The organism is Pseudomonas sp. NPDC078416, assembly GCF_050268485.1.
Lineage (GTDB): Bacteria > Pseudomonadota > Gammaproteobacteria > Pseudomonadales > Pseudomonadaceae > Aquipseudomonas.
On sequence record NZ_JBNNGV010000016.1, the window covers coordinates 46,183 to 72,597 of the forward strand.

Genomic DNA, 26,415 nt, shown 5'->3' on the forward strand with positions numbered 1-26,415 from the left:
GAAACTTCTACACGGGCGCCGGGGTCATGTGAATAGAGCAACTATGCTGTTGAAAAATCGAAGCAGAGTCCGCTTTCACCTTGTCCTCTAATGTGCAGTCGGTAAATGGGTATCGATCTTGCGTAGGTCTTGTGTGCCTGGCCATAGGAAATGGCCGTTTACAACCAAGTGCTGTACCAACACTGCATATCGAACTGGAGAAAACGATGATTAGTGCCGCTGTCAAAACCCAGAAGGGAGAGAGTTTTAATCAGCCGGCCAGCGAGCTGACCCATCTGCCGGTCTTCGCAACGACGAGCGCACCTGTGCTGCAACTGCCTCCTGTTCAACCAGTGATTTCTTCGGTTACCCGCAAGAAAGTCCTGTTCGTGACTTCAGAGATGGCCGACCTGGTGAAAACCGGCGGCCTGGGCGATGTGTCTGCCGCACTGCCGCGCGCCATGCGCCACCTGCACGATGTACGCGTGCTGATTCCCGGCTATCCACAGGTAATCAATAGTGGCAACCCGATCCACATCATCAGTGAGCTGCCCGGTCATGCCGCGCTGCCTCCTTGCAAGATCGGCCGGATGGACATGAAAGACGGTCTGGTCATCTACGTCCTGATCTGTCCCGAGTTGTACGAGCGTGAAGGCACGCCCTACGGTGACAATGACGGCCGCGACTGGTCAGACAACCACATTCGCTTCGCCCGTCTGGGCCTGGCAGCCGCTGACTTCGCAGCCGGCGCGGTCAAGACCCAGTGGTGCCCCGAGCTGGTTCACGCCCACGACTGGCCAGCAGGCCTGGCGCCGGCGTATATGAAATGGCGCGGTCAGACCACGCCGTCGATTTTCACCATTCACAACCTGGCGTATCAGGGTTTTGTCAGCATTGCCTCCAGCCGTGAGCTGGGCATCCCGGACGAAGCACTGAACCCGGAAGGCATGGAGTTTTACGGTCAGCTGTCGTTCATCAAGGCCGGCATGGCGTACTCCAGCCACATCACCACCGTGAGCGCGACCTACGCCAAAGAAATCACCACCCCGGATTTCGGCTGTGGCCTGGAAGGGTTTCTGCAGAGCAAAGCTAATCGCGGCCAGCTCAGCGGCATCCCCAACGGCATCGACGAAAGCTGGGACGCTGCCACCGACGAACACCTGATCTGCCGCTTCGCGCCTAATGAGTGGACGCGCAAGGAAATCAACGCCGACTACGTGCGCGAGCTGTTCGAGCTGGAGCCGTCCACCGGTCCGTTGTTCGCCGTGGTCTCCCGTCTGGTTTACCAGAAGGGCCTGGACCTGACCATCGGGGTTGCCGAGTACATCGTCAACAACGGCGGCCAGGTCGCGATCATCGGCCGTGGCGAGCCTGAAGAAGAAGACGCCATGCGCGAACTCGCCGCCCGCTTCCCGGGCCAGGTCAGCGTACGGGTCGGCTTCAACGAAACCGACGCACGTCGCATGTTCGCCGGCAGTGACTTCCTGCTGATGCCATCGCGCTACGAGCCGTGCGGCTTGAGCCAGATGTATGCGCAGCGCTTCGGCTCCCTGCCGATTGCACGCCGCACCGGCGGCCTCGCCGACACCATCGAAGACGGCTGCACCGGCTTTCTGTTCGATGAGTCCACGGTTGAGAGCTACACCGAGGCCCTGACCCGCGCGTTCAAGGTCTTCGAAAGTCCATTGCTGCTTAATGCCATGCGTTGCCGCGCCATGGCCGCTCCGTTCGATTGGCACAAAGCGGTAGAACCCTATGCCGATCTTTACCAGGAGCTGCTGAAGAAGAACGCAGGCGCGGCACTGCATTATTGATAACTCACTGATCAAGGAATTACGGATGCCTTCGCGCACGGATCAAAACTGGCGCCACGGCGCCGTCATGCTCGATCCACAACACACCCGGTTTGCCCTCTGGGCACCGGACGCCCAAAGCGTCAGCGTTGAATTCGAAAACGGGCCTGCACAGGCCCTTCAGCCAGAGCAGGACGGCTGGTTCGTGCTCGAGACCGAGTGTGGTGCTGGCACGCGCTATCGCTACAACGTCGCCCTCGATGCAGACAACACCCTCACCGTTCCTGACCCCGCTTCCCGGGCTCAGGATGGCGACGTGCACGGCTACAGCATCGTTGTCGACCAGACCGCCTACCAGTGGCAGAACACTGGGTGGCAAGGCAGGCCCTGGCACGAGGCGGTCATTTACGAGCTGCACGTCGGTGCACTGGGTGGCTACGAGGGCGTTGAAAAACGTCTCCAGCACCTCGTCGATACCGGCATCACCGCCATCGAATTAATGCCCATTGCGCAATTCCCGGGGGATCGCAACTGGGGCTATGACGGGGTACTGCCCTATGCCGCGCAGTCGTCCTACGGCACGCCCGACCAGCTCAAGCACCTGATCGACACCGCCCACGGTCTCGGCCTGGCGGTCATTCTAGACGTGGTCTACAACCACTTCGGTCCGGACGGCAATTACCTCGGCGCCTACGCCAAGCATTTCTTCCGCAGCGACAAGAAGACCCCGTGGGGCGACGCGATCGATTTCCGCCGTCGTGAAGTGCACGACTTCTTCATCCACAACACCATGATGTGGCTGCAGGACTATCGGTTCGATGGCCTGCGTTTCGACGCTGTACACGCCATCGAAGACCCGACCTTCCTGCAAGACCTGGCACAGCACGTACGCGATGCGATTCCGGCCGAGCGTCACGTCTGGCTGACCCTGGAAAACGAATTCAACGAAGCCGCGCGCATGGATCAGGGCTACGACGCCCAGTGGAACGATGACGGCCACAACACCCTGCACGTCCTGCTGACCGGCGAGACCGACGCGTACTACACCGACTTCGCCGAAAAACCCACGCAAAAACTGGCCCGGCTACTGGGTGAAGGTTTCGTTTATCAAGGCGAATCCACCCGCCATGGTCATGCCCGGGGGGAACCGAGCGGCCACCTGCCGCCGACCTCCTTCGTGTTGTTTCTGCAGAACCACGATCAGATCGGCAACCGTGCCTTCGGCGAGCGCCTCGTCCAGCTGAGCCCACCGCAAGCACTGCAGGCGGCGACCGCGCTGTTGCTGCTGTCACCGATGATTCCGCTGATGTTCATGGGCGATGAATGGGGCGCGAGCGAACCCTTCCTGTTCTTCACTGACTTCCATGACGAGCTGGCAGACGCCGTGCGTGAAGGCCGTCGCGGCGAGTTCAAGGATTTCGCCGCGTTCAAGGACCCGGCCAAGCGCGAGCAGATCCCTGACCCTAACGCGCTGAAAACCTTCGAGGCCTCACGCCCGGCGTTCGATGCGTTGCTGCTGGAAACCGACAAGGGTCAGGACCATCGCAACTGGCTTGAGCTCTACAAAACCTTGCTGCACATCCGCAAGACCGAGCTGTTCCCTCGCCTGCACGGCGCGAGCGCCCTCGGCGTGAAAGAGCTCGGCGACAAAGCGGTCAGCGCCCGCTGGAAGCTGGGTGACGGCAGCGAGCTGCGCATCGATCTGAACCTCGGCACCGAGGCGGTGGACACCGATGATTACGCGGCTTACAGAGTCCTTCATCAGACCCGCGCCAAGTCCGCAGAACTTTCCCCATCCGCCACCCTCAATCCATACACGGCCATTGTCAGCCTGAAATCGAGTGACGTTGTGGAGGAACAGGATGAGCAATGAGCAACTGGAAAAACTGGCAGCCCAGGCGGGCCTGTCGGTTGACTGGAAGGACGCCAACGCCAAACCGCAACACGTAAGCCCCGAGGTCCTGCGCAAGGTCCTCGGCGGCCTGGGTTACCCCGCCGAGACGGACGAAGACGTCGAAGCGAGTCTCAAACGCCTGAACCAAGAAAGCCAGCCAGCCACCCCGCCGCCGTTGATGACCGTCGACCTTGGCAAGGACCTGGACCTGTCGAACTGGTTCGCGCCGGCCACCGCGTTCACGCTGACCCTGGAAGACGGCTCGCTGCTCCAGGCGAAGCTGACCGACAAGGCCGCCCTGCCAGGGCTAGACACAGTGGGCTATCACCAACTGGAAGTAGATGGCCAACATCTGACCCTCGCCGTGGCGCCAAAGACCTGCTTCAGCCTGACCATGGCCAGCAAGAAGGCGATCGCCCGCGACTGGGGCCTGACCACTCAGCTGTACTACCTGCGTCGCGAAGGCGATGGCGGTATCGGTGATACCCAAGGGCTGGAAGCGTTCGTTCGCGCCGCAGGCACTCGTGGCGCTTCGGCCGTGGCAATCAGCCCGGTTCACGCGATGTTTTCCAACGACAGCGAGCGCTACAGCCCCTACTCGCCGTCCAGCCGTCTGTTCCTCAATGCGCTGTACGCAGCGCCAGGCACTATTCTGGGTGACCGTGCTGTTGAGCTGGCGATCGAAAAAACCGGCCTGGCTGACGAGTTCAAACGTCTGGAATCACTGGAGCTCATCGAATGGCCCGCCGCCGCCAGGGCAAAATATGCCCTCCTACGCGAGCTGTATGCCGGGTTCATCGGCAGCGATCACCCCTTCCATGAAGATTTCAACAGCTTCCGGCGTGCGGGCGGCGAAGCGCTGGAAAACCACTGCCGCTTCGAAGCCTTGCGTGACGCCGGCGATGAGCTGGGCATTGGTGGTAACTGGCACGAATGGCCGGAGCAGTACAAGAACCCTCAAGACCCGGCGCTCGACGCCTTTGCCGCAACCCATGAGCGAGAGATCGGCTTTCACGCCTTCGCGCAGTGGCTGATCGCCCGCGGCCTTGAGCGCGCCCAGACCGCAGCACGTTCGAGCGGCATGAGCGTCGGCCTGATCGGCGACTTGGCGGTGGGTGCAGACGGTGCCGGCAGTCAGGCCTGGAGCCGCCAGGACGAGCTGCTGTCCGCGCTGACCGTGGGCGCACCGCCGGACATCCTCAACCGCTCGGGCCAGAGCTGGGGTATCTCGGCGTTCTCGCCGACCGGCCTCAAGCGCAACGGCTTTCAGGCGTTCATCGAGATGCTCCGGGCCAATTTCGCCCACGCCGGTGGCCTGCGCATCGACCACGTGATGGGGCTGCAGCGCCTGTGGGTGGTCCCGCTGGGATCGCCTGCGAGTGAAGGCGCTTACCTGAATTACCCACTGGACGACATGCTGCGTCTGTTGAGCCTGGAATCCTGGCGTCACGAAGCGATCGTTTTGGGCGAAGACCTCGGCACCGTGCCTGAAGGCCTGCACGAGAAACTGTCCGAGCGCGAGATTCTCGGCATGCGCGTGCTGCTGTTCGAACAGGACGACGCGACGTTCAAGCCGATCATCAAATGGTCCAAAGACGCACTGGCCACCACCAGCACCCACGACCTGCCCACCCTCACCGGCTGGCTGAGCGAGCTGGATATTCAGTGGAACAAAACCCTGGGGCTCGTCGATGACGAGGCCGAGCAGAAGATGCGTGAGGGCCGCGAGCGCGAACGCAAAGGTCTGATCAAGGCCCTGAAGCAGAACTACACGCTGCCGGGCAGCGGTGACGACATCAGCGCCAGCGACATCATCGACTACAGCATTGCCTATCTTGGCCACACCCCGGCACCGCTGGTGCTGCTCCCGATCGAGGACGCCCTCGGTATCGAAGAGCAGGCGAACTTCCCCGGCACCATCGACAGTCATCCCAATTGGCGACGTCGGCTCAACGGCGACAGCGGTTCACTGCTGGACAACGCCGATGCAGCGCGACGCCTTGAAATTCTGGAAGCGGCACGTAAACAAGCCGCGGAGCGTGATCAAAAATGAGTACCCCTCTTAAATCCCTACGCGCCACCCAGCGATTGCAGTTCCACAAAGACTTCACCCTCGACGACGCCACCAGGCTGGTGCCCTACTTCGCCAGCCTGGGCATCAGCCACATCTACGCCTCGCCGCTGCTCAAAGCCCGTGCCGGTTCCATGCACGGCTATGACGTGGTCGACCCACGGGTGATCAACCCGGAGCTGGGCGGTGAGCCAGCCTTGCGCCGTCTGATTGCCGCGTTGCGCGAGAACGGCATGGGCCTGATTCTCGACATCGTCTCCAATCACATGGCGGTCGGCGGTAATGACAACCCCTGGTGGCTGGACTTGCTCGAATGGGGCCAACGCAGCCCGTACGCCAAGTTCTTCGACATCCAGTGGAATTCCCCGGACCCGCTGCTCAAGGGCCAATTGTTGCTGCCGTTCCTGAGCACTGACTACGGCACCGTGCTGCAGAACGGCGAGGTCCCCCTGCGCTTCGATGCCGAGACCGGCAGCTTCCACGCCGAGCACTATCAGCACCACTTCCCGATCAACCCGGCCACCTACGCACCGCTGCTGAGCGCTGCGAAGCGTCCGGAACTGGACGATGTGACCCAGCGTTTCGCCAATCTCGACGATTTCCCTCAGGCCTACGAGCGTGCGCGTCAGGCCAAAGCCGAGCTGGCGGAACGGGTCAAGGCCAAGCCGGAGCTCATCAAGGCCATCGAAGACGGTCTGGCGCAGTTCGATTCCAGCAAACCGGAAGGCTTCGACCGCCTGCACCGTTTGCTTGAGCAGCAGGATTACCGTCTGGCCAGCTGGCGCACAGCCGGCGACGACATCAACTGGCGGCGCTTCTTCGACATCAACGAGCTGGGCGGCCTCAAGGTCGAACGCTCGCAGGTGTTCGAGGCCACCCACGGGAAGATTTTCGAACTCATCGCTGAAGGCCTCGTAGACGGTCTGCGCATCGACCACATCGACGGGCTGGCCGACCCGCGCGGTTATTGCCGCAAGCTGCGTCGTCGCGTCGACAGCCTCATGAAACTGCGCCCGGCAGGCACCGAGCTTGATCGCCTGCCGATCTTCGTCGAGAAGATCCTCGGCCCTGACGAGCAGCTGCGCACTGACTGGAATGTCGACGGCACCACCGGTTATGAATTCATGAACCAGGTGTCGCTGCTGCAGCACGATCCGAAAGGTGAAGCGGTGCTCGGCGAGCTGTGGAGCCGCATCAGCGGACGCACCGAGGATTTCAACAAGGAAGTGCTGGAGGCTCGTGATCTGGTGCTGCACGGCACGCTGGCGGGTGATTTCGAGAACCTGGCCCAGGCACTGCTGCAGGTGTCGCGCAGTGACGTGATGACCCGCGACATGACCCTTGGCGCCATCCGCCGCGCGCTGCTGGCGCTGGTCAGCAACTTCCCGGTCTATCGCACCTACCTCACCGCCTGCGGCCGTTCAGCCGAAGACGAGCGCTTTTTCCAGCAGGCCATGGACGGTGCGCGGGAAATGCTCGGCGAAGGCGACTGGCCGGTGCTGGATTCGCTGAAACTCTGGCTGGGCGGCGAGAAGCTGCGCGACTACCCGACGGGCCCGTTGCGCGAAATGCGCCGCAAGGCCGGCAACCGTTTCCAGCAACTGACCTCGCCCGTGGCGGCCAAGTCGGTGGAAGACACCTCGTTCTATCGCTCCGCCGTGCTGCTGTCGCGCAACGATGTGGGTTTTCACCCGCAACATTTCAGTGCGCCGGCGGAGGCGTTTCATCAGATCTGCATCGAGCGTCACCAGACCTTCCCGAACAACCTGCTGACCACCGCCACCCACGACCACAAGCGCGGCGAAGACACCCGCACCCGTCTGGCCGTGCTCAGCGAACTGGCACCCTGGTACGCCGAGCAGGTCGAGCGCTGGCAGCAGCTGTCGGCACCCTTCAAGGCTGGCGAAACCTCCATCAGCCCGGGTGACGAGTTGATGCTGTATCAAGCAATCATCGGCAGCTGGCCGCTGGACCTTGAAGGCGAACCCGCCTTCGAAGCCTATGCCAAGCGCCTGACTCAGTGGCAGGAAAAGGCCCTGCGTGAAGCCAAACTGCACAGCAGCTGGAGCGCGCCCAACGAAGCCTACGAGACCGCTTGCCGCGAGTTTCTGGAGCACGTGCTGCTCAACGCTGACGGACTGGCACTGCGTCAATCCATCGGTGCCACGGCCAATCGCATCGCTGCCGCCGGCGCGCTCAACAGTCTGGCGCAAACTTTGCTGCGCATGACTGCGCCCGGTGTGCCTGACCTGTATCAGGGCACCGAGTTCTGGGACTTCAGCCTGGTGGATCCGGACAACCGTCGTCCGGTGGACTACCCCGCTCGCGAACATGCGTTGCAGGCGTCCGCACCGGTCACCGAGCTGTTGAACCAGTGGCACGACGGCCGGATCAAGCAGGCGTTGATTGCCCAGGTGCTTAACCTGCGCAATGAGTACCCCGCGCTGTTCAGTGAAGGCGAATACCAACCGCTGGAAGTGGTCGGGGAACAGGCCGATCACGTCCTCGCTTTTGCCCGGGTAACGAAGGAGATGCGGGCTATTGTTGTGGTTCCGCGCTTGCCGGCTGAACTATTGGGCACTGCGCAAACTCCATTCATCAGTGCAGCAAATTGGGGCGATACACGAATCAACCTGCCGTTCGCTGATTCACATCCAAATTGGAAGGGACTTTTTTCACAGGCTACAGTCACATCCAGCAAGGAAATGTTGCTCAGCGCAGCGCTCAAGGAAATTTCTGTAAACCTGCTTATACAAACCTTGTGATACCGGGAGTGTCGAGATGAGTGCCGACGATAAAAGAATCAGCGAGCTTGCCCACCAGATCTGGGAAACGGAAGGCAAGCCACATGGGCAAGACGCCCGCCACTGGGAAATGGCCAGCAAGCTGGCCGCCGCCGAGGCGAAGTCGCCTAAAAAACCGGCTGCTGCTAAGACGGCGAAGTCCAAGCTTGACGGCAAAGCGGAGCCCAAGGCTGCCGCCGCCAAACCTGCCCCTAAGGCCGCTGCAAAACCGGCTGCGAAATCTGCGGCCAAGCCTGCGGACAAACCGGCCGGTACTGCCGATGCCAAAGCAGACGCCAAGCCTGCCGCAAAACCAGCGGCCAAGGCACCGGCCAAGCCTGCTGCCAAGCCCAAGGCTCCGGCGAGCAGTGCTGACGCTTCCGCCAAACCGGCCAAGCCCGCCGCCAAGTCTTCTGCGAAGAAGCCTGCCGCAGCCAAGCCACCTACGCCCTGATCCCAAGGCGTAACGCGTCATCGTCGCAAAGCCAGTACCCCTGCCGCAGGGATCGTCGCTAAACGGTCGTTTCCCTGCGGTAGTTTTGAATCAGTCGCACCACCCTGTTGCACCCACCCTGTTGCATCGCTGGCGCAGTCCTGCACTGAGGCCACGGCTTTGTTCGCCTTCAGGAACTCATTCGCACGTCAGGAATACACATGAGCACGCAAGATAAGAAAGCCGCTACACAGAATGAATCCGGCAACGCTGGCAGCCCCGAAGTCACCGCATCGCGCATCCGTGAAGGCCTGCCCTTCCCTCTGGGCGCCAGCTGGGACGGCCTTGGCGTCAACTTCGCCATCTTCTCCGCCAACGCCACCAAAGTCGAACTGTGCCTGTTCGACTCCGCCGGCGAAGTGGAGCTTGAGCGTATTGAGCTCCCGGAATACACCGACGAAATCTTCCACGGTTACCTGCCGGACGCCCACCCGGGTCAGGTCTACGGCTACCGCGTCTACGGTCCGTACGATCCGAAAAACGGCCATCGCTTCAACCACAACAAACTGCTGATCGACCCGTATGCCAAGCAACTGGTCGGCGAGCTGAAGTGGTCCGAAGCCTTGTTCGGTTACACCATCGGTCACCCGGACGACGATCTGAGCTTCGACGAGCGCGACAGCGCGCCGTTCGTGCCCAAGTGCAAGGTCATCGACCCTGCTTACACCTGGGGCCGCGAGCAGCGCGTGGACGTGCCGTGGGACAAGACGATTTTCTACGAGACCCACACCCGCGGTTTCACCATGCGTCACCCATCGGTGCCCGATGAAGTCAAAGGCACGTTCGCCGGCCTGATGGTCGACGACGTGATCAAGCACATCAAAGGCCTGGGCGTCACCTCGATCGAATTGCTGCCGATCCACGCCTTCGTTAACGACCAGCACTTGCTGGAAAAGGGCATGACCAACTACTGGGGTTACAACACCCTGGCGTTTTTCGCACCGGATCCACGTTACCTGGCCCACGGCAAGATTTCCGAGTTCAAGGAAATGGTTGCGCACATGCACCATGCCAACCTGGAAGTGATCCTGGACGTGGTCTACAACCACACCGCCGAAGGCAACGAGCGCGGCCCGACCCTGTCGATGCGCGGTATCGACAACGCCTCCTACTACCGCCTGATGCCGGATGACAAGCGCTTCTACATCAACGATTCCGGTACCGGCAACACCCTCGACCTGAGCCACCCGTGCGTCCTGCAGATGGTCACCGACTCGCTGCGTTACTGGGCGACCGAAATGCACGTCGACGGTTTCCGCTTCGACCTGGCCACCATCCTCGGCCGTTACCACGATGGTTTCAGCGAACGCCACAGCTTCCTCGTGGCCTGCCGTCAGGATCCGGTGCTGCGTTCGGTAAAACTGATCGCCGAGCCATGGGACTGCGGTCCAGGCGGTTATCAGGTCGGCAATTTCGCGCCGGGCTGGGCGGAGTGGAACGACAAATTCCGCGACAACATTCGCGCGTTCTGGAAAGGCGATGAAGGCCAGCTGGCAGACTTCGCCAACCGCATGACGGCGTCGGGCAACCTGTTCAACCAGCGCGGTCGCCGGCCGTACGCTTCGGTTAACTTCATCACCGCCCACGATGGCTTCACGCTGCACGACCTGGTGTCGTACAACGACAAGCACAACGAAGACAACGACGAGAACAATCAGGACGGCAGCAACGACAATCGTTCCTGGAACTGTGGCGTCGAAGGTCCGACCGACGATCCGGAAATCAACGCGCTGCGTCTGCGTCAGATGCGCAACTTCTTCTCGACGCTGCTGCTGGCTCAGGGTACGCCGATGGTGGTCGCCGGTGACGAATTCGCCCGTACCCAGCACGGCAACAACAACGCCTATTGCCAGGACAGCGAGATCGGCTGGGTCAACTGGGACCTGGACGAAGACGGCAAGGCCTTGCTGGCGTTCGTCAAGCGTCTGATCAAGCTGCGTCAGTCCTACCCGATCCTGCGTCGTAGCCGCTTCCTGGTGGGCGATTACAACGACGCGCTGGGCGTCAAGGATGTGACCTGGCTGTCGCCAAGCGGCGAAGAGATGACCATCGAGCAGTGGGAAGACCCGAACGGCCGCTGCCTGGGCATGTTGATGGATGGCCGCGCGCAGGAAACCGGTATCCGTCGTCGTGGCTCCGAAGCGACGCTGCTGCTGGTGGTCAACTCCCACCACGACGGCGTTAACTTCACGCTGCCGGAGGTGCCGGAAGGCCTCAACTGGACCAGCCTGATCGACACCAATCAGCCGGAAATCGATGGCAAGGATCAGTTCGAGTTTGGCAGCGAGTACACGGTCACGCCGCGTTCGCTGTTGCTGTTTGAACTGCAGAAGGCTCCACAGGCGTAACGGTTCGCGCCTGGATTTATAGCGACACCTGCTTGCCCGCGACGGGGTCAGTCAGCCAGATGTAATGGTTGACTGATCCGGTCGCGGGCAAGCGTCGTTTAAGGCCCCCTGTTTTCCAGTCTGCGCCCCTGGCCCTCCGCTAACCCTCCCGGTTTCATTGACCTTGTAGTCACGAATCGACCTGCATGTTCTAAAACTACAAATTATGTAGTGCTATAAAATAATCACTACAAAACCGTTGACGAGGCCTTTTGCCGACTGCATAGTGCAGGCGTCTCCCCGATCGGGAGAGCTGGCAAAGGTATTCCGGGCCCGTTCGACACAGCCGTCGAACAACCTCTGGATGTGTGCTGCCCACAAGGCAGATTGATGAAGCCGAACCGGCAAGATCGACCCACCAGGCCGAGTGCTGGCGACACGTCCTCATGACACTTGTGGTCGACCACTCAGTCGCCCGTGTCCTCAAGGCGTCCGCCTCTTCTCTCCCGGGTCCGATCTTTCCCCTCTGCGCTCATCAATGCCCACACACGTGTGGCCCGGCACCGGCTCTGTGTACCGACGGACCCTGCTTGTCAGCATCTGGAAGGACTGCGAATCGACGGACGATTCGACATTGCGTTTGAACTCACTCGATAGATTAACCAGTGGTCAAAAAGGGGTAACAACCATGAACCTGAACAACCAACCTACCATTGATCAATTGGCTCGACTGTTCGCCGCACGCAAGGATTCCCTTGATAGCCACATTCTCTGGGTGTGCGAGGAAGGCAACGTGCACATGGACGGCCTGGGTGCCTGCACCGAGGAAGAACAGTTCGAGAGCCAGCACCCGCACATGCGTGCCCGGCTGAAGATGTACCGCAAGGGCCACGGCTATGTCGGCAAGAAGGCCGCCGCGGACAAGCAGTTCCTTGGCCAAGTGCTGGAAACCCTGAGCAGTGAATGGGGCGCCGTGCAGCAAGCGCCTGGCCTGCGCGTCATCGACAAGCTCTGCTGACCGCCGCTGTCCTGACTTCCGCTGCCGCCTGCTGATGGTTTTCGCAGGTGGCGGCGGGTTTTTCAGGTGCCGGCTCCTTTTTTGATGTGCCGGCACTCTTGTTGAAATTCCCCGCCAACGCCCCCTCGCCCGCCTCCCCTGTTTTTGCGTTGAACTTGCCACCGTCATCCTCTTCAAATACAGGCAAGCCGCGTCGACGGTTTCGCATCAATCCATGGAACAGACAACGCCCGCGGGCGTCATTAAGGTGCCGTAATGGATCTGGACAAGCTCAGCAAACACGTCAAGGCCGGAGAAGTCACCGAGGTCAATCTGGTCTCGGTCGAAGGTGGCTCCTACGTCATACATGCGCTCATGGATGGCAAGTCCAATGCCGTCACCAGCCCGGATGGAAAAGTCCTGCACGTCGCCTCCATCGACGAAGCGCGCAAATGCCTGTCCTCCACCCAGGAGGTGAAACTGTTCATCGTCCACCCGGTGGTCTACGACGAAATGGTCGGCCAGCCGCACACCACGCCCGAAGCACCACGCCAGCCAATCCCGTTTCGCTCGGGTAATTGATCCAAATACGCGCGATGGGTGCGGGTTCTTCCTGGATGCATGCGAGGTTTCAGTTAGCCCGGCTTTAGCCGGGTAGAGGCCCGCGTGAACACCCTCGATTTTGCAGCGCGACCACCGGCGCTTTCCCGGCTAAAGCCGGTCCCACAAGTTCGCGTCGCAGCAGGTCTCACTGGATGCATACAAAACATTTAGTGGGACCGGCTTCAGCCGGGAAGAGGCCAGCGTGAGCACCCTCGATTTTGCAGCGTGACCACCGACGCCTTCCCGGCTAAAGCCGGTCCCACAAGTTCGCGTCGCAGCAGGTCTCACTGGATGCATGCAAGACATTTAGTGGGACCGGCTTCAGCCGGGAAGAGGCCAGCGTGAGCACCCTCGATTCTGCGGCGTGACGACTGGCGCCTTCCCGGCTAAAGCCAGTCCTATTGGGTGCATACGGCAGCAGGCGTGGATCACCCGCGGAAATCGATGACGATCCTCGACTTCACTTCGCCTTGTTCAAGCTCCCTGAACACCTGATTGATCTCGGCCAACGGCCGCAGCTCGATGTCGGCTTTCACCTTGCCTTCGGCGGCGAACGCCAACGCTTCGACCATATCCTGACGGGTGCCGACGAACGAGCCGCGCACGGTAATGCAGTTGGCGACCACCTCGAACAGCGACAGCGGAAACTCGCCCGGCGGCAAGCCGACCAGGACACACGTTCCGAGCTTGCGGGTCATGCCCACCCCTTGCTTGAATGCCGCCAGCGAGGGCGCGGTGATCAGTACACCGTGCGCCCCGCCATCGGTGACGTCCCTGACCGCTTGCACCGGATCACCCTTGCGGGCGTTTACCACCGCGTCTGCGCCCAACTGGGTGGCATGGGCCAGTTTGCCGTCGTCGACGTCCACCGCACACACGCGCAGGCCCATGGCTTTGGCGTACTGCACGGCCAAGTGCCCTAGACCGCCAATCCCTGAGATCACGATCCACTGACCCGGTCTGACATCGGCCTCCTTGATGCCCTTGTAAGTAGTCACTCCGGCGCAGATGATCGGCGCGGCTTCGTGGGGCTCAAGCCCGGCGGGAATGCGTGCGACGTATTCAGGGTCAGCGAGGATGTACTCGGCGAATCCACCATTGCGCGTGTAACCACCGAACTCGGCGCTGGCGCACACGGTTTCCCATGCGCTCAGGCAATATTCGCAGTGACCGCACGCTGAATACAGCCACGGCACGCCCACCCGATCCCCCTCGCCCACACTGGTCACGCCGGCACCCAAGGCGACGACGATGCCGATGCCTTCATGGCCCGGAATGAACGGCAGCACCGGTTTGACCGGCCAGTCTCCCCTCGCCGCGTGCAAGTCGGTATGACAGACCCCGCACGCTTCGGTCTTGATGAGGATCTGGCCGGGGCCCGGCGTGGGAATGTCCCACTCGCGAAGTACCAGCGGGCTGCCGAATGCTTCGACCACTGCCGCTTTCATTTTGCCTTTCATGAAGTTTTCCTTTGCCTGGGAGGCGTTGGTTCGGGGACGAGCGCCTGCAGCTCGCGCACCAGGGTCGAATCCACGCGGGCGCCTGTCAGCGTGCGATCGCCGCCGTGAACCACCCGGTACGCTGCCGCACAGATAAATGCTTCGGCATGCTGGCCGATCCACTGCATCAGGTTCAGCAAGGTGCCGGTATCCGCTGACCCCTCGGCGCGTGGCCATGCTTGGCGGTGTCTGACCTGCATCAATCGACGGCCAGTGTGCTCGCCTGGGGGTGGCGCGTATTGATCTGGATCAGAAAGAACCGCATCAGCGGTTATCCGGACATGCGCCTGGGGATGATCTGCCTCGCAACCGGCTCGCTGCGCTGTCAGGGAATCGTCAGCATGTCCGGGCGAGCGGTGGAAATCCTCGACCTCGGACGGCTGCGCAGCAGGTCCATCTACGCAGCGCTCAGAACGCCAGCTTGTAACCGATCGCCAGCAACATCAGCGCCAGACACGGGCGCAGGATGGCGTCGGGGATCCGGCCGGTCAGGTGGCTGCCGATGTAGATGCCCGGCAGTGATCCCATCAGCAGGTAGCCCAGCATTGACCAGTTCATGTTGCCCATGCTGGCGTGACCGATGCCGGCGATGAGGGTCAGGGGAACGGCGTGGGCGATCTCGGTGCCGACCAGCCGACGGGTTTCGAGGAAGGGATACAGCAGGAACAGCGCCACGGTGCCGAGGGCGCCGGCGCCGATGGACGTAAGGGCGACCATGGTGCCCAGGATAACGCCGGTCAGCACCGTCAGCCCGTTCAGGCTTCGGCTGCTGAGGCGGTAGCGATCACCCGCGTGGCGCTGGGCAAACGCCAGCAGACGTTTCTTGAAAAAGATCGCCAGCGCGGTTAGCAGCAGCACCACGCCCAGTGCCTGTTTGATCACCGAGTTCATCGCGTCCGGTGCAGTGTGCAGGCTGCTCAGAAACCACAGCGTCAGCCCGGCGGCCGGCACGCTGCCCAGGGTCAGCCAGCCGGTGATGCCCCAGTCGATGTTGTCGTTCTTCTTGTGAACCAGTACGCCGCCGCTCTTGGTGATGGCGGCATACAGCAGATCGGTGCCCACTGCGGTGGCGGGGTTGATCCCGAACCACAACAGGATCGGGGTCATCAGCGATCCACCGCCAACGCCCGTCATGCCAACGATGAAACCGACCACCAGCCCTGCGACGACGAAACCTGCGTTGCCAAAATCCATTGCTCTGCCTGACTGCACATTTGAAAGCCGGCGGGCAGAATAGCGATTTTTGCTCTAAGGACCGCTGCTTTTCTTATATCTAGGCTAGATCGAGACGTTCTATGGTTATAACCAAACGGATCATGGGCGCATGCATGAGCCGTGAATCAAGGCTCGCCTTCCCAGTAATCCAGTGTCGCATCGGGGCGCTGCACGGCCGCAAACGCTCGTGCCCCATTAATGGTGACCATCGCCTGATACTTGCCGGAGTCCGGGTATTCGCACACCTCAGGCGTCTCGCGGGTGCTGATGGATAGGTACTTCAGCGGCGCGTCAGAGGTGTTGATGATCTGATGGGGATACTCCGGACCGGGCGGAATGAAGATCACATCGCCGCTGCGGATCGGCAGCATTTCACCCGCCACGCGCAGGGTGCCCTGCCCGTCCAGAATGACGAACATTTCCTCCTGAGCGTAATGAAAGTGATAAGGGCAGGAACGCTTGCCCGGCGCGACGATGTCCACCGATGCGCCCAGCTTCTGCGCGACGGTGTCGGTGCCCAGGCGTGCGGCGTGGCTCTCGTACAGCGGGTCGCGGCGTTCATGCTGCAGCGGTACGTCATTGAAGTTGCGAATCAGGCGCGCGGCCAGTACGCCGGGGTCATTGCTCATGCTCACTCCATTAACAAAACAGCGGTATCGATCACGGGTCGCAAAACATCCGCATCAGAGCGTTTGATGCAAGACGCACGCGTCAACGGGTTGCAACGATGAACAGGCGCGGGAACGGCAGCAGCACCGTGCCGTCGTCCAGCGCCGGGTAGGCCTGACTGATCGCCTGCAGGTACGCATCGAGAAATGCCTGCTGCGCCGACTCATCCAGCTTTTGCAGATACGGCCGCAGCGCCGAGCCTTTGAACCATTCCACCACCGCCCCGTGACCACCAGGCAGAGGATGGTGATACGTGGTGCGCCAGACATCGACCTCGGCGCAATGGGGCCTTAGCCGTTCGAAGTAGTAGGCGGCGGGGTGTCGGTCGGGGTGCTTGACGCCGCCAATCCTGCCGGCCCACTCGGCACTCGCGGCGATGGCCCGCGCCAGACGATGGGCCGGCTCCTCCAGGTTGTCAGGCGTCTGCACCGCCAGCACGCCACCCGGATTTAGCAGGCTGACCAGCCGCGGGTAAAGCGCCGCGTGGTCAGGCACCCATTGCAGCGAGGCGTTAGCGAGAATCACATCGTAAGTCTGTGCCGGGTTCCAACTGCCGATGTCGGCGAGTTCGAATGCAATGTTCGGCAACCGCTGACGGGCGTCGCGCAGCATGTCATCGGAGCTGTCCAGCCCGGTTACCGTGGCTTCCGGGAAGCGCTCGGCCAGCACTTGCGTTGAATTGCCGGGACCGCAGCCGAGGTCGATAGCGCTGTGGGCCGAGGCCAGAGGAATGGCGGCGACGAGGTCGCGTACCGGTCGGGTGCGTTGCTGCTCGAACAGGGAGTACTGCGTGGCGGACCAGCTCATCGGGCCTTCCTCTTGGCTGCAGGGAGTGGCCGAGAGTAGAACGCGCGGGCCGCGAGCACAAATGGGGTGAGCTGCAAGCTGCAAGTGGTTGGCAGCGAGCAGCGGGCGTTCACATCATGACGCGTCGGGTGAGGTGGCCGCCCGAGACCGGGTAGGACACGTACAGGCCTGAATCCACTTGGGCTCGGGATGCCTGAGCTTGGGCGCGGACTTTGTGTGCCGCCGCCAGCAGGCGTTGCGCCTCGAGTCGTCCGTCTGTCACTGCAGCGAGAATCGCCTGGGCGATGTCGTCCAGGCCCGCTTCGGCTGAAACCAGCAACAAGTGCGCGGCGGCGTTCAGGGCGGCGACGGCGGTGTCGGCGATGCTGTTGCCGCGCAGGATGGAAACGGCATCGAGGTCATCGGACACGATCAGTCCTTCAAACCCCAACGCGTCACGCAGCAGACCGATGACCGCCGCCGAGGTGCTGGCCGACCGCTGCGGGTCCAGCGCCGGGAACACCGCCGGCCCGGGCATGATCGCGCCGACGCCTGCGGCAATGACCTGCCGAAACACCTCCAGCCCGTCGCTGAGGGCAGCGGCGTTGTCGGCGACGGTAGCTCGCTCCACCGCCGGATCATGCTCAAGCTGGGGATGACCGGGAAAGTGCTTGGCCGTGGCGATCACGCCCGCCCGTTGCACACCGCGGATGAATGCGCAGGCAATGCGCGCCACTTCGGCGGGATCGGACCCGAGGTTGCGCTGGTGCAGCCAGGGATTCGCACCGGTGACCACGTCAACAATCGGCGCCAGGAACAGGTTGACGCCCATGACCCGGGCCGAGCTGGCCATTTCATAACAGCGCGACTCGATGTCCTCGGTGCTCATGTGGGTCAATTCGGCCGACGCCGGCATACCGGGCACCAGACCGTGCAGGCGCTGGATGCCGCCTAGCTCCTGATCCACAGCGATCAGCACCGGCGCCTCCGCACACAGCGCCGCCTCCCTGGCGATCGCGGAAAATTGCGCGTCGGTTTCTTCTCGGCGACGCTCGAAACTCATGCGCCGCGCCAGGTATTCGCCGCGGGTCTCGCCCAGCAGTACCGACACGCCGCCGCCTTGCAGATGCCGGCGCACGGGCTCGTCCAGCGCCAGGCCGGCAATCGCCGGCATCAAGACTGACCGTGCAGCCCGTTGCAGTTCATCGTGTGGCATGTGCTCTCCGTCGATCAGGCAATGACGAGCAAGGATGACTCGCTAACCTGCTCGATTTTGCTCACTTTATTCATAGATCGAGCGTTATGCAACATATCGAGCAACAATGAGCGATTTAATGAGCGAAGTCATTCTTCAGGATGAAGGGTCCAGTGGCTCAGTAGCGGCTGCGCCAGCGAGGCATCAACGGGCAGTGAAAAATTTCAAAGCGTGCGCTTTTCATTTGCACGGTTGCTGGTCAACATAGGCGCCCATCGACCCAGTCGAATTGTTTTCGTTTCCTTATTCAGGATGAATTGATGCGCCGTTTATTTCCGTATTCGTTACTGGGCTGCGCCATGGCCGTGGTGCTGGCCGGTTGCAGCTCTACGCCGAACAACCCGTCGTTCAATTTTGATACCGCCAAGACGCCGTCTGACTACGCCAAGTGCATCTACCCCAAGTGGCAGCAGATCAAGCCCGGCACGACCATGACCGAGAGCAAGGGTCACTACAAACTGCTGATCTCCGGCAAGATTGCCTCCGATGAAATTCTCGAGGTCTACAAAGGCAACCCCAACACCCGGGTTTTCCTGTATCAGCGCGCCCCGCTGTCGTCGGCCTTTGGCCGCAATGCCCTGGAAAAAGCGGTCCGCGAGTGCCTGTGACCACCGTGTGAATCGCGGTGCGCCGTTTCGTCGCACGGCATTGCTCATCGCGCCCGAAATCCGGGTGCACTGCCCCACCCAAGAGCCACCGCCCCGACACCCGGCCACGCAATCGGGCTGAACTTTTGCTTTTCCGGCTTCCTCTGAAAGTGACACCGCCCGCTGATAGCGGGCCAGGTTCAGCACTTTTTATTTCAGAGGAAAGCAAAAAGCATGAGCAATCAACTGAACGGCAAGAAGGTTTTGATCATCACGTCCAACACCGGCATCGAGCGCGACGAGCTGCTCAAGCCGCTGGAAGCGTTGAAAGGTCAGGGTGCTTCGGTCACTCACGCTTCCATCGAGGGCGGCAGTGCGCAACTGTTCCTGAACGACACCGACAAAGACGCCGTCGTCACGTCTGACACTAAGCTGGCCGGCCTGTCTGCCAATGATTTCGATGCACTGGTGATTCCCGGCGGCACGGTCAACGCCGACACCCTGCGCCAGGACAGCGACGCCCAGAAGCTGGTCAAAGCCTTCGCCGACGCCGGCAAGACCGTGGCGTCGATCTGCCATGGCCCGTGGCTGCTGATCGATGCGGGCGTGATCAAAGGCAAAACCCTGACTTCCTACCCAAGCGTGCGCACTGACCTGGTCAATGCCGGCGCGGCCAACTGGGTGGACGCCGAGGTCAAGGAATGCCCGGCCAATGGCTGGACCCTGATCACCTCACGCACGCCGGACGATCTGCCGGCGTTCAACGAGGCCATCGCCAAGGCGCTGCTGGCGGGCTGAAACCTGATCCGCACGCCATCACGTAAAGCCATCGACGCCGCTGATCAGCGGCGTCGCTGCGTTTGGGACATGCCCCTACGCCTGAGTCGCGAGGCGATGGTCTTCGCAAACGAAAATACTTGAAACCAAATTTCCCTCGCTTCGGTCGACATCGAAGGACGCCGCGATCAGCGCAGGTGCCGAGACGAGACACTTCGATGATTGGAATTATTGTCCCCGCACACAACGAAGAAGACTTCCTGGACGACTGCATCAAGTCCCTGATCGCCGCTTCTGTCCACGAAGACCTCCACGGCGAGCCCGTTGAAATCCTGATCATGCTGGATGACTGCTCCGATGCCTCGGCCCGGGTAGCGGCCGCCCACGGCATTACCACCCACGTTTGCGCCTACCGCAACGTCGGCATGACCCGCGCAGAAGGCGCGCGACTGATGCTTGAACGAGGCGCCCGCTGGCTGGCGTTCACCGACGCCGACAGCGTTGTGCCCTATGCCTGGCTGGCGCATCAGGTCAGCCTGAAGGTGGACGCGGTGTGCGGCATCGTCGAAGTCGATGACTGGTCCGGGCATCCCGAGCATGTGCGCCAACGCTACGACTCGCTGTACCGCCCGGTCGATGACCATCGGCACATCCACGGCGCCAACCTGGGCGTGAGCGCGAATGCCTACCAGCGGGCCGGCGGTTTCAAGGCGTTGGCCGCCCATGAAGACGTGCACCTGGTCGCCGACCTGCAGCGCATCGGCGCGTCCATCGCGTGGATTTCCGCGAACAGCGTCACCACCAGCGCACGAAAAGACTACCGGTGCAAAGAAGGCTTTGGGGATTATCTAAACTCACTGGCAGCGACCTCGCTGTCCAGCTGATGTTGGCCAGGCGCACTCGCTAAAACCGCACGGCAGGGCCAAAGTGCCCTGCCCTTGCCACTTATGATCACTCCCTATCCGACGCCGGAATCTTCAATGCCGCCCATCGATCACCCTGCCAGTCCCCGCGACGACACACTCGGCGGGGGCATGCCCAGCGCCAGTGTCGCCATGCCCAAGACCGGCAACTGGTTCAAGCGGCTGCTCGCGTTTACCGGCCCCGGCTATATGGTCGCCGTGGGTTACATGGACCCGGGCAACTGGGCCACCGACATCGCCGGTGGTTCGAAGTTTGGCTACCTGCTGCTGTCAGTCATTCTGCTATCGAATCTCATGGCTATCGTCCTGCAAGCGTTGTCGGCGCGGCTGGGCATCGTCACGGGATGGGACCTGGCGCGGGCCTGCCGCGAGCGTTGCAGCCGACCGGTGTGCATCGCCCTGTGGATTGCTTGCGAGATCGCGATCATTGCCTGCGACCTGGCCGAGGTGATCGGCACTGCCATTGCGCTGAACCTGTTGTTCGGCATTCCGCTGATCTGGGGCGCGGTGATCTCGGCGGTCGACGTTTTTCTGATTTTTCTGCTCATGGGCCGCGGGTTCCGCGCGCTTGAGGCGTTTGTCATCGCGCTGCTGCTGGTCATCTTCGGCTGCTTCGCGATCCAGATGGTGCTGGCACAGCCTGATCTCGCGGAGCTGTTTGCCGGCTTCATCCCCAAGGCCGAGGTGGTGACCAATCCCGAGGCGCTGTATCTGGCGATCGGCATCATTGGCGCCACGGTGATGCCGCACAACCTGTACCTGCACTCGTCCATCGTGCAGACCCGCGCCTATCCGCGCACGGACGAAGGCCGACGCATCGGCCTGCGCTGGGCGGTGACCGACAGCACGATCGCGCTGACGCTCGCGCTGTTCGTCAATGCGGCGATCCTCATTACAGCAGCGACGGTGTTTCACAAGGCTGGCAAGACCGACGTGGTGGAAATCGAGCAGGCCTACCATTTGCTCTCGCCAATGCTGGGCGTGGGCATGGCGTCGATGCTGTTCGGCGTGGCGCTGCTGGCGTCGGGGATCAACTCCACGGTCACCGCGACCCTGGCCGGTCAGATCGTCATGGAAGGATTTCTGCGCCTGCGCCTGCCGGGCTGGATCCGCCGCCTGCTGACGCGGGGGCTGGCGATCATTCCGGTGATTGTGGTGACCAGCATTTACGGCGCCCAGGGCACCGCCAAGTTGTTGGTGCTGAGTCAGGTCATCCTGTCGATGCAACTGCCCTTCGCCATCGTGCCGCTGGTGCGCTTCGTGTCGGACCGCAAGCTGATGGGCGATTTCGTGACCGGCCCCATTCTGACGAGCCTGGCCTGGGGCATCGCGCTGCTGATCATCGTGCTGAACGTGGTGTTGCTGCTGGGGGCGTTTGGGGATTGAAGTCCCGGGATGTCTGCGATTTCGCTGAGAAACTCCACCCGTAGATAACGGCTTGCTGGCGAACTCAATCCGTAGGAGCCGGCTTGCTGGCGAACGCGTCTGTTCAGCCGACATCACCCTACCTGAGCTGCCGTCTTCGCCAGCAAGCCGGCTCCTACAGGTTTTGTATTTCATGCAGATATTCGGTCAGGCCAGCGCCCCAATTTTGTGGGACCGGCTTTAGCCGGGAAGACGTAGGTCTGAACACCATCAATTCTGCGGCGTGGCGCCTGACGCTTTCCCGGCTAAAGCCGGTCCCACACTGGATACGCGGTGCCTTTGTGGGACCGGCTTTAGCCGGGAAGACGTCGGCTCGAACACCATCAATCTGCAGCGTGGCTTCAGACGCATTCCCGGCTGAAGCCGGTCCTACACTGGATACGCGATCCTGCTTAATGGGTCATCCCGTGGTCATGGCTCATGTCCATCGCGGCGCGGGCCGGGGCGGTGACGTTCACCACTTCGGTCTCGCCCTTGGCAGTCTTGACGGTCAGGGTCAGTGGCACCTGATCGCCCTCCTTGATCTGGCCGTTCAGGCCCATGAGCATGACGTGGTAACCATCGGGGTCCAGCGCCACGGTCTTGCCTGCCGGCAGCGGCACGGCGTCGACCGGGCCCATGCGCATGACGTCGTTGGTCATGCTCATCTCGTGGATCTGCACATCTTTGGCCACCGGCGAGGTGACGCTGAGCAGCGTGCTGTCGGTGTCGGCAGTGATGCGCATGAAGGCCCCCGATGAAGGCTGCCCGGCCACCGTTGCACGCACCCACGGATCCTCGACCCGCGTTTGCGCAACCGCATTCAGGCTGAGGCCGGCCAACAGGGAGACCATCAACGTGCGCGAAACGAACGAGCGCGAAACAGCATTCAACAAGGCATTCATCAGCAGACTTCCATGACAGTGAGCAAATCTTCCGCGCATTGCTTGGCGGAAAGCGAAGGCGACAGTCCCAGGCGCAGGTTGCCCCGGGAGTCGAAAACGAAGCTGGTGGCGGTGTGGGACATGGTGTAGGTGTTCCCCGCCGGGACCTTTTCGTAGAACACGCCGAATTCTTTGGCGACGTGAGCGGTTTCTTCCAGCGTGCCGCGCAGGGCGACGAAGGTCGGGTCAAACTGTTTGATGTAGGCGTCGAGGATCTGCGGCGTGTCGCGCTCGGGGTCGACGGTGATGAAGATCACCTGCAGCGTCTTGCCGTCTTCGCCCATCATCTTCTTGATCTGCGCAGCGCGAGCCAGCGCCGTCGGGCACACGGCCGGGCACTGGGTGAAGCCGAAAAACACCATCGGCATCAGCCCGCGATAACTCGACAGGGTTTTCACCTCACCGTCGGTGTCGGTCAGCTTGAAGGTGCGGCCCATGATCTTGTTGCTCAGATCTTTGCCGTACTTGAAATCCAGCGCAGTGGTCGAACCGTCACAGCCGGCCAGCAGGCCCAGCCCCAACAGGCCCATGCCGGTGACCACCTGACGGCGGGTCAGAAACTCATTCATCTGGCGAACTCTCGAAAGCAGCGGCTGGCGCCAACGCCAACCCTTTTTTCGTCCACCTCACGGCACCGCAGGCGTTATTGGCAGCCGCACTGCTAGCCAGGAGGGACGAAGCGAAAAAAACAGGTGCCAGACAGTGTCGCGCATAACCGGCTTGAATAGGTTACGAGCGAACTTTACGGAGGCCATTCGACGACGCTGCACGCCTTGACCCCCATGGGCCGGGAAACGCTTACTGCGACAAAACCGCGCACCTGGCCACGTCGCGTTGATTAGCGGCCTCGCGGACCCTCCCTGCCGGGATCATTCAACCGTTCCGGCAGAAGAAATGTTTGAACCCCGACCCGCTCGCGCTGCCGAATTTCATCAGCAGGCCGCGCAAGCGGGCCAGGCAAAAGCCCGCGCACCTCGCGTCGGCGTCAACGGGTCGGAGACAGTCAGCCATGCGGGACGATGCACAAGGACTTGAATCACTGCTGGCGGATTTCGCCCACCGTGACAATCCCCGCGTGCCTGACGCTCCCCTGCGTCACGCCATGCAGCGCTGCCTCGACAGCGGACTCGATCAACTGCCGTTACCCGGCAGCGGTCGCACCCTTGAACGCTGGCGCCAGCTGGCAACGGTGGCCGGAATCGATCTGGCGCTGCTCAAACTCTACGAAGGCCATACCGACGCCCTCGCCATGCTTCATGAATTGAGAGCTAACGAGCTTAATACCGCGCCTTTCGAAGCACCCGGCATCTGGGGCGTGTGGGCCGCTGAACCGCCCGACGCCAAAGTCGGGCTCAGCCAACGCCACGGCGACAAGGTTCGCCTCAACGGCCGCAAGGCCTGGTGCTCCGGCGCACAACAACTGGATTACGCCCTGCTCACCGCCTGGGCCAGCGATGAGGCGCCGCAACTGGTGGCCGTCGATCTGAAGCAGCCCGGCGTGCGCTTCAGCAGCGAGACCTGGCAGGCCGTGGGCATGGCCGGCACCGCCAGCGGCGACGTGCACTTCGACGGCGCGGTCGGTATTTGCGTGGGCAACAGCGGCGAGTACCTCACCCGACCCGGATTCTGGCAAGGCGGCGCCGGCATCGCCGCGGCCTGGTACGGCGCGGCAGTGGCGCTGGCGAAAAGCTTGCGCGCGCACCGGCATCACGGACGGCCGGAACCCCACGCCGACGCTCACCTGGGCAGCGCCGATGCCGCGCTGTGTGGCGCGGCGGCGGCCTTGCGCGAATGCGCTGCATGGATCGACGCGCATCCGAAGGACGACGCGAGCCTGCGGGTACAGCGCCTGCGGGCGCAGGTCGAAATGGCGGTTGAACAGGTGTGCCGGCATGTCAGTCGGGCGCTGGGCGCGACGCCTTTCTGCCGCGACCCGCACTTTGCGCGTCTGGCCGCCGACCTGCAGGTGTTTATCCGACAAAGCCACGCCGAACGCGACCTGGCGCATCTGGGCCAGCGAGTTGCCACGGGCGAAACCGAGGATTGGTCACTATGAACGAAGCACACCCTTTCGGCGTAACCGGCACCCCGTTAAGCGCCTGGCAGAACAGCGTGGCGTTGCGCGGCGTGCGCCCGATCACCCTGGAAGAACTGGTCCCACCCGGCGCGCGCCTGATCGTCCTCGCGCCGCACCCCGACGACGAGGTGCTGACCTGCGGCGGCCTGCTCGCGGCGATGGCCCAGCGTCAGAACGATGTGCAGCTGGTTGCCGTCACCGACGGCGAAGGCAGCCATCCGCAATCACCGCTGTGGCCCGTGCAACGCCTGCGCACGGAGCGGCGTCGGGAAAGCGAGCAGGCCGTCGCTCATCTGGGCCTGGACGTGTCGAGGTTGTCTTGGCAACGGCTCGGTATGGGCGACGGCCAAGTGGCCGAGCATGCCGACTCATTGATTGCGCTGCTCACCGAAGACCTGCGTCCCTCGGACGTGTTGCTGACCACCTGGCGCCACGACGGCCATTGCGACCACGAAGCCGTCGGCCATTGCGCGGCCCAGGCGGTCGCCAACACCGGCGCGACGCTGGTTGAAATCCCGGTGTGGGCCTGGCACTGGGCTGAACCGAACGATCCACGCATCCCCTGGGAGCAGGCTCGCAAATTCTGGCTCAGCGAGGAGCAACTGCGGCGCAAGCGCGAGGCCATCGGTGCCCACTTGAGTCAGCTGGAAAACGACCCGAGCACCGGTGCGCCGGCGGTGCTGAACCCGCAGACGCTGGAGCGTCTGCTGCAACCCTTCGAACTGGTGTTTCTGTGAGCATGACAGGTGAGTATTTCGACGAACTGTTCGCCGGCAGCGACGATCCCTGGTCCTTCCGCACGCGTTGGTACGAGCATCGCAAACGCGACCTGACCCTAGCCGCCCTGCCCCGCCAGCGCTATGGGCGGATCTTCGAGCCGGGATGCGCCAATGGCGAACTGAGCCTGCGCCTGGCCGAACGGTGCGACGCGCTGTTGTGCATGGACCTCAGCCCCCGGGCCGTCACCCTGGCCCGCGATCGCCTGAGTGCGCACGCCCATGTTCAGGTGCTGGAAGGTTGTCTGCCCCAGGACTGGCCGGCGGGGGAATTCGAGCTGGTGGTGATCAGCGAATGGGCCTACTACCTGACGCCCGATGCCTTTGGCGAGATCATCGAGCGCATTCGCGAAAGCCTGACGCCGGACGGCGCGGTGCTGGCGTGCCACTGGCTGCACCCGATTGAAGGCTGCCCGATGGAGGGCCGCGAAGTGCATCAGGTCCTCGCCCGCCACCTGGCCATGGAACGCACGCTGCATCACGCCGAGCGGGATTTTCTGCTGGAAATGTGGATCAAGGACCCGCGCGGCATCGACCTCAACGAGGCCGTTCGCTGATCTCTG

At 62.2% G+C, this 26,415-nt stretch carries 23 protein-coding genes; 15 read left to right on the forward strand and 8 right to left on the reverse strand.

Annotated features, from left to right (window positions below):
* The first annotated feature begins 206 nt into the window (after positions 1 to 206).
* From glgA to ACQKEN_RS15415, 8 genes are all read left to right on the forward strand, one after another.
* Positions 207 to 1,793 carry a glycogen synthase GlgA gene (gene glgA / locus ACQKEN_RS15380; protein ID WP_427686705.1) on the forward strand — a complete coding sequence of 529 codons (1,587 nt, stop codon included), beginning with the start codon at positions 207 to 209 and terminating at the stop codon, positions 1,791 to 1,793.
* 25 nt (positions 1,794 to 1,818) lie between these two features.
* The gene (gene treZ / locus ACQKEN_RS15385; protein ID WP_427686707.1) at positions 1,819 to 3,645 is read left to right on the forward strand and encodes a malto-oligosyltrehalose trehalohydrolase; all 1,827 of its coding nucleotides are present in this window, start codon (positions 1,819 to 1,821) and stop codon (positions 3,643 to 3,645) included.
* Positions 3,635 to 5,719 carry a 4-alpha-glucanotransferase gene (gene malQ / locus ACQKEN_RS15390; RefSeq protein ID WP_427686708.1) on the forward strand — a complete coding sequence of 695 codons (2,085 nt, stop codon included), beginning with the start codon at positions 3,635 to 3,637 and terminating at the stop codon, positions 5,717 to 5,719. Before treZ ends, malQ begins: the two co-directional genes overlap by 11 nt.
* The gene (locus tag ACQKEN_RS15395; RefSeq protein ID WP_427686710.1) at positions 5,716 to 8,502 is read left to right on the forward strand and encodes a malto-oligosyltrehalose synthase; all 2,787 of its coding nucleotides are present in this window, start codon (positions 5,716 to 5,718) and stop codon (positions 8,500 to 8,502) included. The genes malQ and ACQKEN_RS15395 overlap by 4 nt, the downstream gene beginning before the upstream one ends.
* 16 nt (positions 8,503 to 8,518) lie before the next feature.
* The gene (locus tag ACQKEN_RS15400) at positions 8,519 to 8,974 is read left to right on the forward strand and encodes a DUF2934 domain-containing protein (protein ID WP_427686712.1); all 456 of its coding nucleotides are present in this window, start codon (positions 8,519 to 8,521) and stop codon (positions 8,972 to 8,974) included.
* A 200-nt stretch (positions 8,975 to 9,174) separates the two neighbouring features.
* Positions 9,175 to 11,361 (forward strand): glycogen debranching protein GlgX, encoded by a 2,187-nt coding sequence (gene glgX, locus ACQKEN_RS15405; RefSeq protein WP_427686714.1) that lies wholly within the window; start codon positions 9,175 to 9,177, stop codon positions 11,359 to 11,361.
* A gap of 667 nt (positions 11,362 to 12,028) precedes the next feature.
* Positions 12,029 to 12,358, forward strand: coding sequence for a hypothetical protein (locus ACQKEN_RS15410; RefSeq protein ID WP_074885710.1), 330 nt, complete (start codon positions 12,029 to 12,031; stop codon positions 12,356 to 12,358).
* A gap of 255 nt (positions 12,359 to 12,613) precedes the next feature.
* Positions 12,614 to 12,919, forward strand: a complete 306-nt coding sequence (locus ACQKEN_RS15415) for a DUF6482 family protein (protein ID WP_427686716.1) — start codon at positions 12,614 to 12,616, stop codon at positions 12,917 to 12,919.
* A gap of 449 nt (positions 12,920 to 13,368) precedes the next feature.
* Here ACQKEN_RS15415 and adhP read toward each other — a convergent pair whose 3' ends face one another.
* The 6 genes from adhP to ACQKEN_RS15445 all read right to left on the reverse strand — a co-directional run bounded on the left by adhP (position 13,369) and on the right by ACQKEN_RS15445 (position 18,325).
* A complete protein-coding gene (gene adhP / locus ACQKEN_RS15420) occupies positions 13,369 to 14,400 on the reverse strand; it encodes an alcohol dehydrogenase AdhP (protein WP_427686718.1) in 1,032 nt (343 codons plus the stop codon).
* Positions 14,397 to 14,579, reverse strand: a complete 183-nt coding sequence (locus tag ACQKEN_RS15425) for a hypothetical protein (protein ID WP_427686720.1) — start codon at positions 14,577 to 14,579, stop codon at positions 14,397 to 14,399. Before ACQKEN_RS15425 ends, adhP begins: the two co-directional genes overlap by 4 nt.
* Before the next feature lie 268 nt (positions 14,580 to 14,847).
* Positions 14,848 to 15,633, reverse strand: a complete 786-nt coding sequence (locus ACQKEN_RS15430; RefSeq protein ID WP_427686721.1) for a sulfite exporter TauE/SafE family protein — start codon at positions 15,631 to 15,633, stop codon at positions 14,848 to 14,850.
* A 146-nt stretch (positions 15,634 to 15,779) separates the two neighbouring features.
* The gene (locus tag ACQKEN_RS15435) at positions 15,780 to 16,283 is read right to left on the reverse strand and encodes a cupin domain-containing protein (protein WP_427686723.1); all 504 of its coding nucleotides are present in this window, start codon (positions 16,281 to 16,283) and stop codon (positions 15,780 to 15,782) included.
* 82 nt (positions 16,284 to 16,365) lie between these two features.
* Positions 16,366 to 17,130 carry a trans-aconitate 2-methyltransferase gene (gene tam / locus ACQKEN_RS15440; protein ID WP_427686725.1) on the reverse strand — a complete coding sequence of 255 codons (765 nt, stop codon included), beginning with the start codon at positions 17,128 to 17,130 and terminating at the stop codon, positions 16,366 to 16,368.
* Positions 17,131 to 17,239: 109 nt separating this feature from the next.
* Positions 17,240 to 18,325 (reverse strand): glycoside hydrolase family 3 N-terminal domain-containing protein, encoded by a 1,086-nt coding sequence (locus tag ACQKEN_RS15445; RefSeq protein ID WP_427686727.1) that lies wholly within the window; start codon positions 18,323 to 18,325, stop codon positions 17,240 to 17,242.
* Positions 18,326 to 18,624: 299 nt separating this feature from the next.
* On the opposite strand from ACQKEN_RS15445, the gene ACQKEN_RS15450 reads away from it, so the two are divergent.
* The 4 genes from ACQKEN_RS15450 to ACQKEN_RS15465 all read left to right on the forward strand — a co-directional run bounded on the left by ACQKEN_RS15450 (position 18,625) and on the right by ACQKEN_RS15465 (position 22,037).
* Positions 18,625 to 18,972, forward strand: a complete 348-nt coding sequence (locus ACQKEN_RS15450; protein WP_427686729.1) for a hypothetical protein — start codon at positions 18,625 to 18,627, stop codon at positions 18,970 to 18,972.
* A 213-nt stretch (positions 18,973 to 19,185) separates the two neighbouring features.
* Positions 19,186 to 19,749 carry a type 1 glutamine amidotransferase domain-containing protein gene (locus ACQKEN_RS15455; RefSeq protein ID WP_427686731.1) on the forward strand — a complete coding sequence of 188 codons (564 nt, stop codon included), beginning with the start codon at positions 19,186 to 19,188 and terminating at the stop codon, positions 19,747 to 19,749.
* A gap of 197 nt (positions 19,750 to 19,946) precedes the next feature.
* Positions 19,947 to 20,612 (forward strand): glycosyltransferase, encoded by a 666-nt coding sequence (locus ACQKEN_RS15460; protein WP_427686733.1) that lies wholly within the window; start codon positions 19,947 to 19,949, stop codon positions 20,610 to 20,612.
* 150 nt (positions 20,613 to 20,762) lie between these two features.
* Positions 20,763 to 22,037, forward strand: a complete 1,275-nt coding sequence (locus ACQKEN_RS15465; protein ID WP_427686805.1) for an Nramp family divalent metal transporter — start codon at positions 20,763 to 20,765, stop codon at positions 22,035 to 22,037.
* 431 nt (positions 22,038 to 22,468) lie between these two features.
* On the opposite strand, the gene ACQKEN_RS15470 is transcribed toward ACQKEN_RS15465, so the two are convergent.
* Positions 22,469 to 22,960 (reverse strand): copper chaperone PCu(A)C, encoded by a 492-nt coding sequence (locus tag ACQKEN_RS15470; RefSeq protein WP_427686735.1) that lies wholly within the window; start codon positions 22,958 to 22,960, stop codon positions 22,469 to 22,471.
* Entirely contained in the window at positions 22,960 to 23,568 is a 609-nt protein-coding gene (locus ACQKEN_RS15475) for an SCO family protein (protein ID WP_427686737.1), read from the reverse strand. The genes ACQKEN_RS15470 and ACQKEN_RS15475 overlap by 1 nt, the downstream gene beginning before the upstream one ends.
* 440 nt (positions 23,569 to 24,008) lie before the next feature.
* On the opposite strand from ACQKEN_RS15475, the gene ACQKEN_RS15480 reads away from it, so the two are divergent.
* Genes ACQKEN_RS15480 through ACQKEN_RS15490 form a run of 3 tightly spaced genes read left to right on the forward strand, consistent with a single transcriptional unit; the run spans position 24,009 to position 26,409 of the window.
* Positions 24,009 to 25,055, forward strand: a complete 1,047-nt coding sequence (locus tag ACQKEN_RS15480; RefSeq protein WP_427686739.1) for an acyl-CoA dehydrogenase family protein — start codon at positions 24,009 to 24,011, stop codon at positions 25,053 to 25,055.
* Positions 25,052 to 25,813 carry a PIG-L deacetylase family protein gene (locus ACQKEN_RS15485; RefSeq protein WP_427686740.1) on the forward strand — a complete coding sequence of 254 codons (762 nt, stop codon included), beginning with the start codon at positions 25,052 to 25,054 and terminating at the stop codon, positions 25,811 to 25,813. The genes ACQKEN_RS15480 and ACQKEN_RS15485 overlap by 4 nt, the downstream gene beginning before the upstream one ends.
* The gene (locus tag ACQKEN_RS15490) at positions 25,810 to 26,409 is read left to right on the forward strand and encodes a methyltransferase domain-containing protein (protein ID WP_427686742.1); all 600 of its coding nucleotides are present in this window, start codon (positions 25,810 to 25,812) and stop codon (positions 26,407 to 26,409) included. The genes ACQKEN_RS15485 and ACQKEN_RS15490 overlap by 4 nt, the downstream gene beginning before the upstream one ends.
* Positions 26,410 to 26,415: the final 6 nt, after the last annotated feature.

Coding starts and splice junctions, on each gene's coding strand:
- glgA (WP_427686705.1), top strand. CDS start 207: ATGATTAGTGCCGCTGTCAAAACCCAGAAGGGAGAGAGTTTTAATCAG.
- treZ (WP_427686707.1), top strand. CDS start 1,819: ATGCCTTCGCGCACGGATCAAAACTGGCGCCACGGCGCCGTCATGCTC.
- malQ (WP_427686708.1), top strand. CDS start 3,635: ATGAGCAATGAGCAACTGGAAAAACTGGCAGCCCAGGCGGGCCTGTCG.
- ACQKEN_RS15395 (WP_427686710.1), top strand. CDS start 5,716: ATGAGTACCCCTCTTAAATCCCTACGCGCCACCCAGCGATTGCAGTTC.
- ACQKEN_RS15400 (WP_427686712.1), top strand. CDS start 8,519: ATGAGTGCCGACGATAAAAGAATCAGCGAGCTTGCCCACCAGATCTGG.
- glgX (WP_427686714.1), top strand. CDS start 9,175: ATGAGCACGCAAGATAAGAAAGCCGCTACACAGAATGAATCCGGCAAC.
- ACQKEN_RS15410 (WP_074885710.1), top strand. CDS start 12,029: ATGAACCTGAACAACCAACCTACCATTGATCAATTGGCTCGACTGTTC.
- ACQKEN_RS15415 (WP_427686716.1), top strand. CDS start 12,614: ATGGATCTGGACAAGCTCAGCAAACACGTCAAGGCCGGAGAAGTCACC.
- adhP (WP_427686718.1), bottom strand. CDS start 14,400: ATGAAAGGCAAAATGAAAGCGGCAGTGGTCGAAGCATTCGGCAGCCCG.
- ACQKEN_RS15430 (WP_427686721.1), bottom strand. CDS start 15,633: ATGGATTTTGGCAACGCAGGTTTCGTCGTCGCAGGGCTGGTGGTCGGT.
- ACQKEN_RS15435 (WP_427686723.1), bottom strand. CDS start 16,283: ATGAGCAATGACCCCGGCGTACTGGCCGCGCGCCTGATTCGCAACTTC.
- tam (WP_427686725.1), bottom strand. CDS start 17,130: ATGAGCTGGTCCGCCACGCAGTACTCCCTGTTCGAGCAGCAACGCACC.
- ACQKEN_RS15445 (WP_427686727.1), bottom strand. CDS start 18,325: ATGCCACACGATGAACTGCAACGGGCTGCACGGTCAGTCTTGATGCCG.
- ACQKEN_RS15450 (WP_427686729.1), top strand. CDS start 18,625: ATGCGCCGTTTATTTCCGTATTCGTTACTGGGCTGCGCCATGGCCGTG.
- ACQKEN_RS15455 (WP_427686731.1), top strand. CDS start 19,186: ATGAGCAATCAACTGAACGGCAAGAAGGTTTTGATCATCACGTCCAAC.
- ACQKEN_RS15460 (WP_427686733.1), top strand. CDS start 19,947: ATGATTGGAATTATTGTCCCCGCACACAACGAAGAAGACTTCCTGGAC.
- ACQKEN_RS15465 (WP_427686805.1), top strand. CDS start 20,763: ATGCCCAGCGCCAGTGTCGCCATGCCCAAGACCGGCAACTGGTTCAAG.
- ACQKEN_RS15470 (WP_427686735.1), bottom strand. CDS start 22,960: ATGAATGCCTTGTTGAATGCTGTTTCGCGCTCGTTCGTTTCGCGCACG.
- ACQKEN_RS15475 (WP_427686737.1), bottom strand. CDS start 23,568: ATGAATGAGTTTCTGACCCGCCGTCAGGTGGTCACCGGCATGGGCCTG.
- ACQKEN_RS15480 (WP_427686739.1), top strand. CDS start 24,009: ATGCGGGACGATGCACAAGGACTTGAATCACTGCTGGCGGATTTCGCC.
- ACQKEN_RS15485 (WP_427686740.1), top strand. CDS start 25,052: ATGAACGAAGCACACCCTTTCGGCGTAACCGGCACCCCGTTAAGCGCC.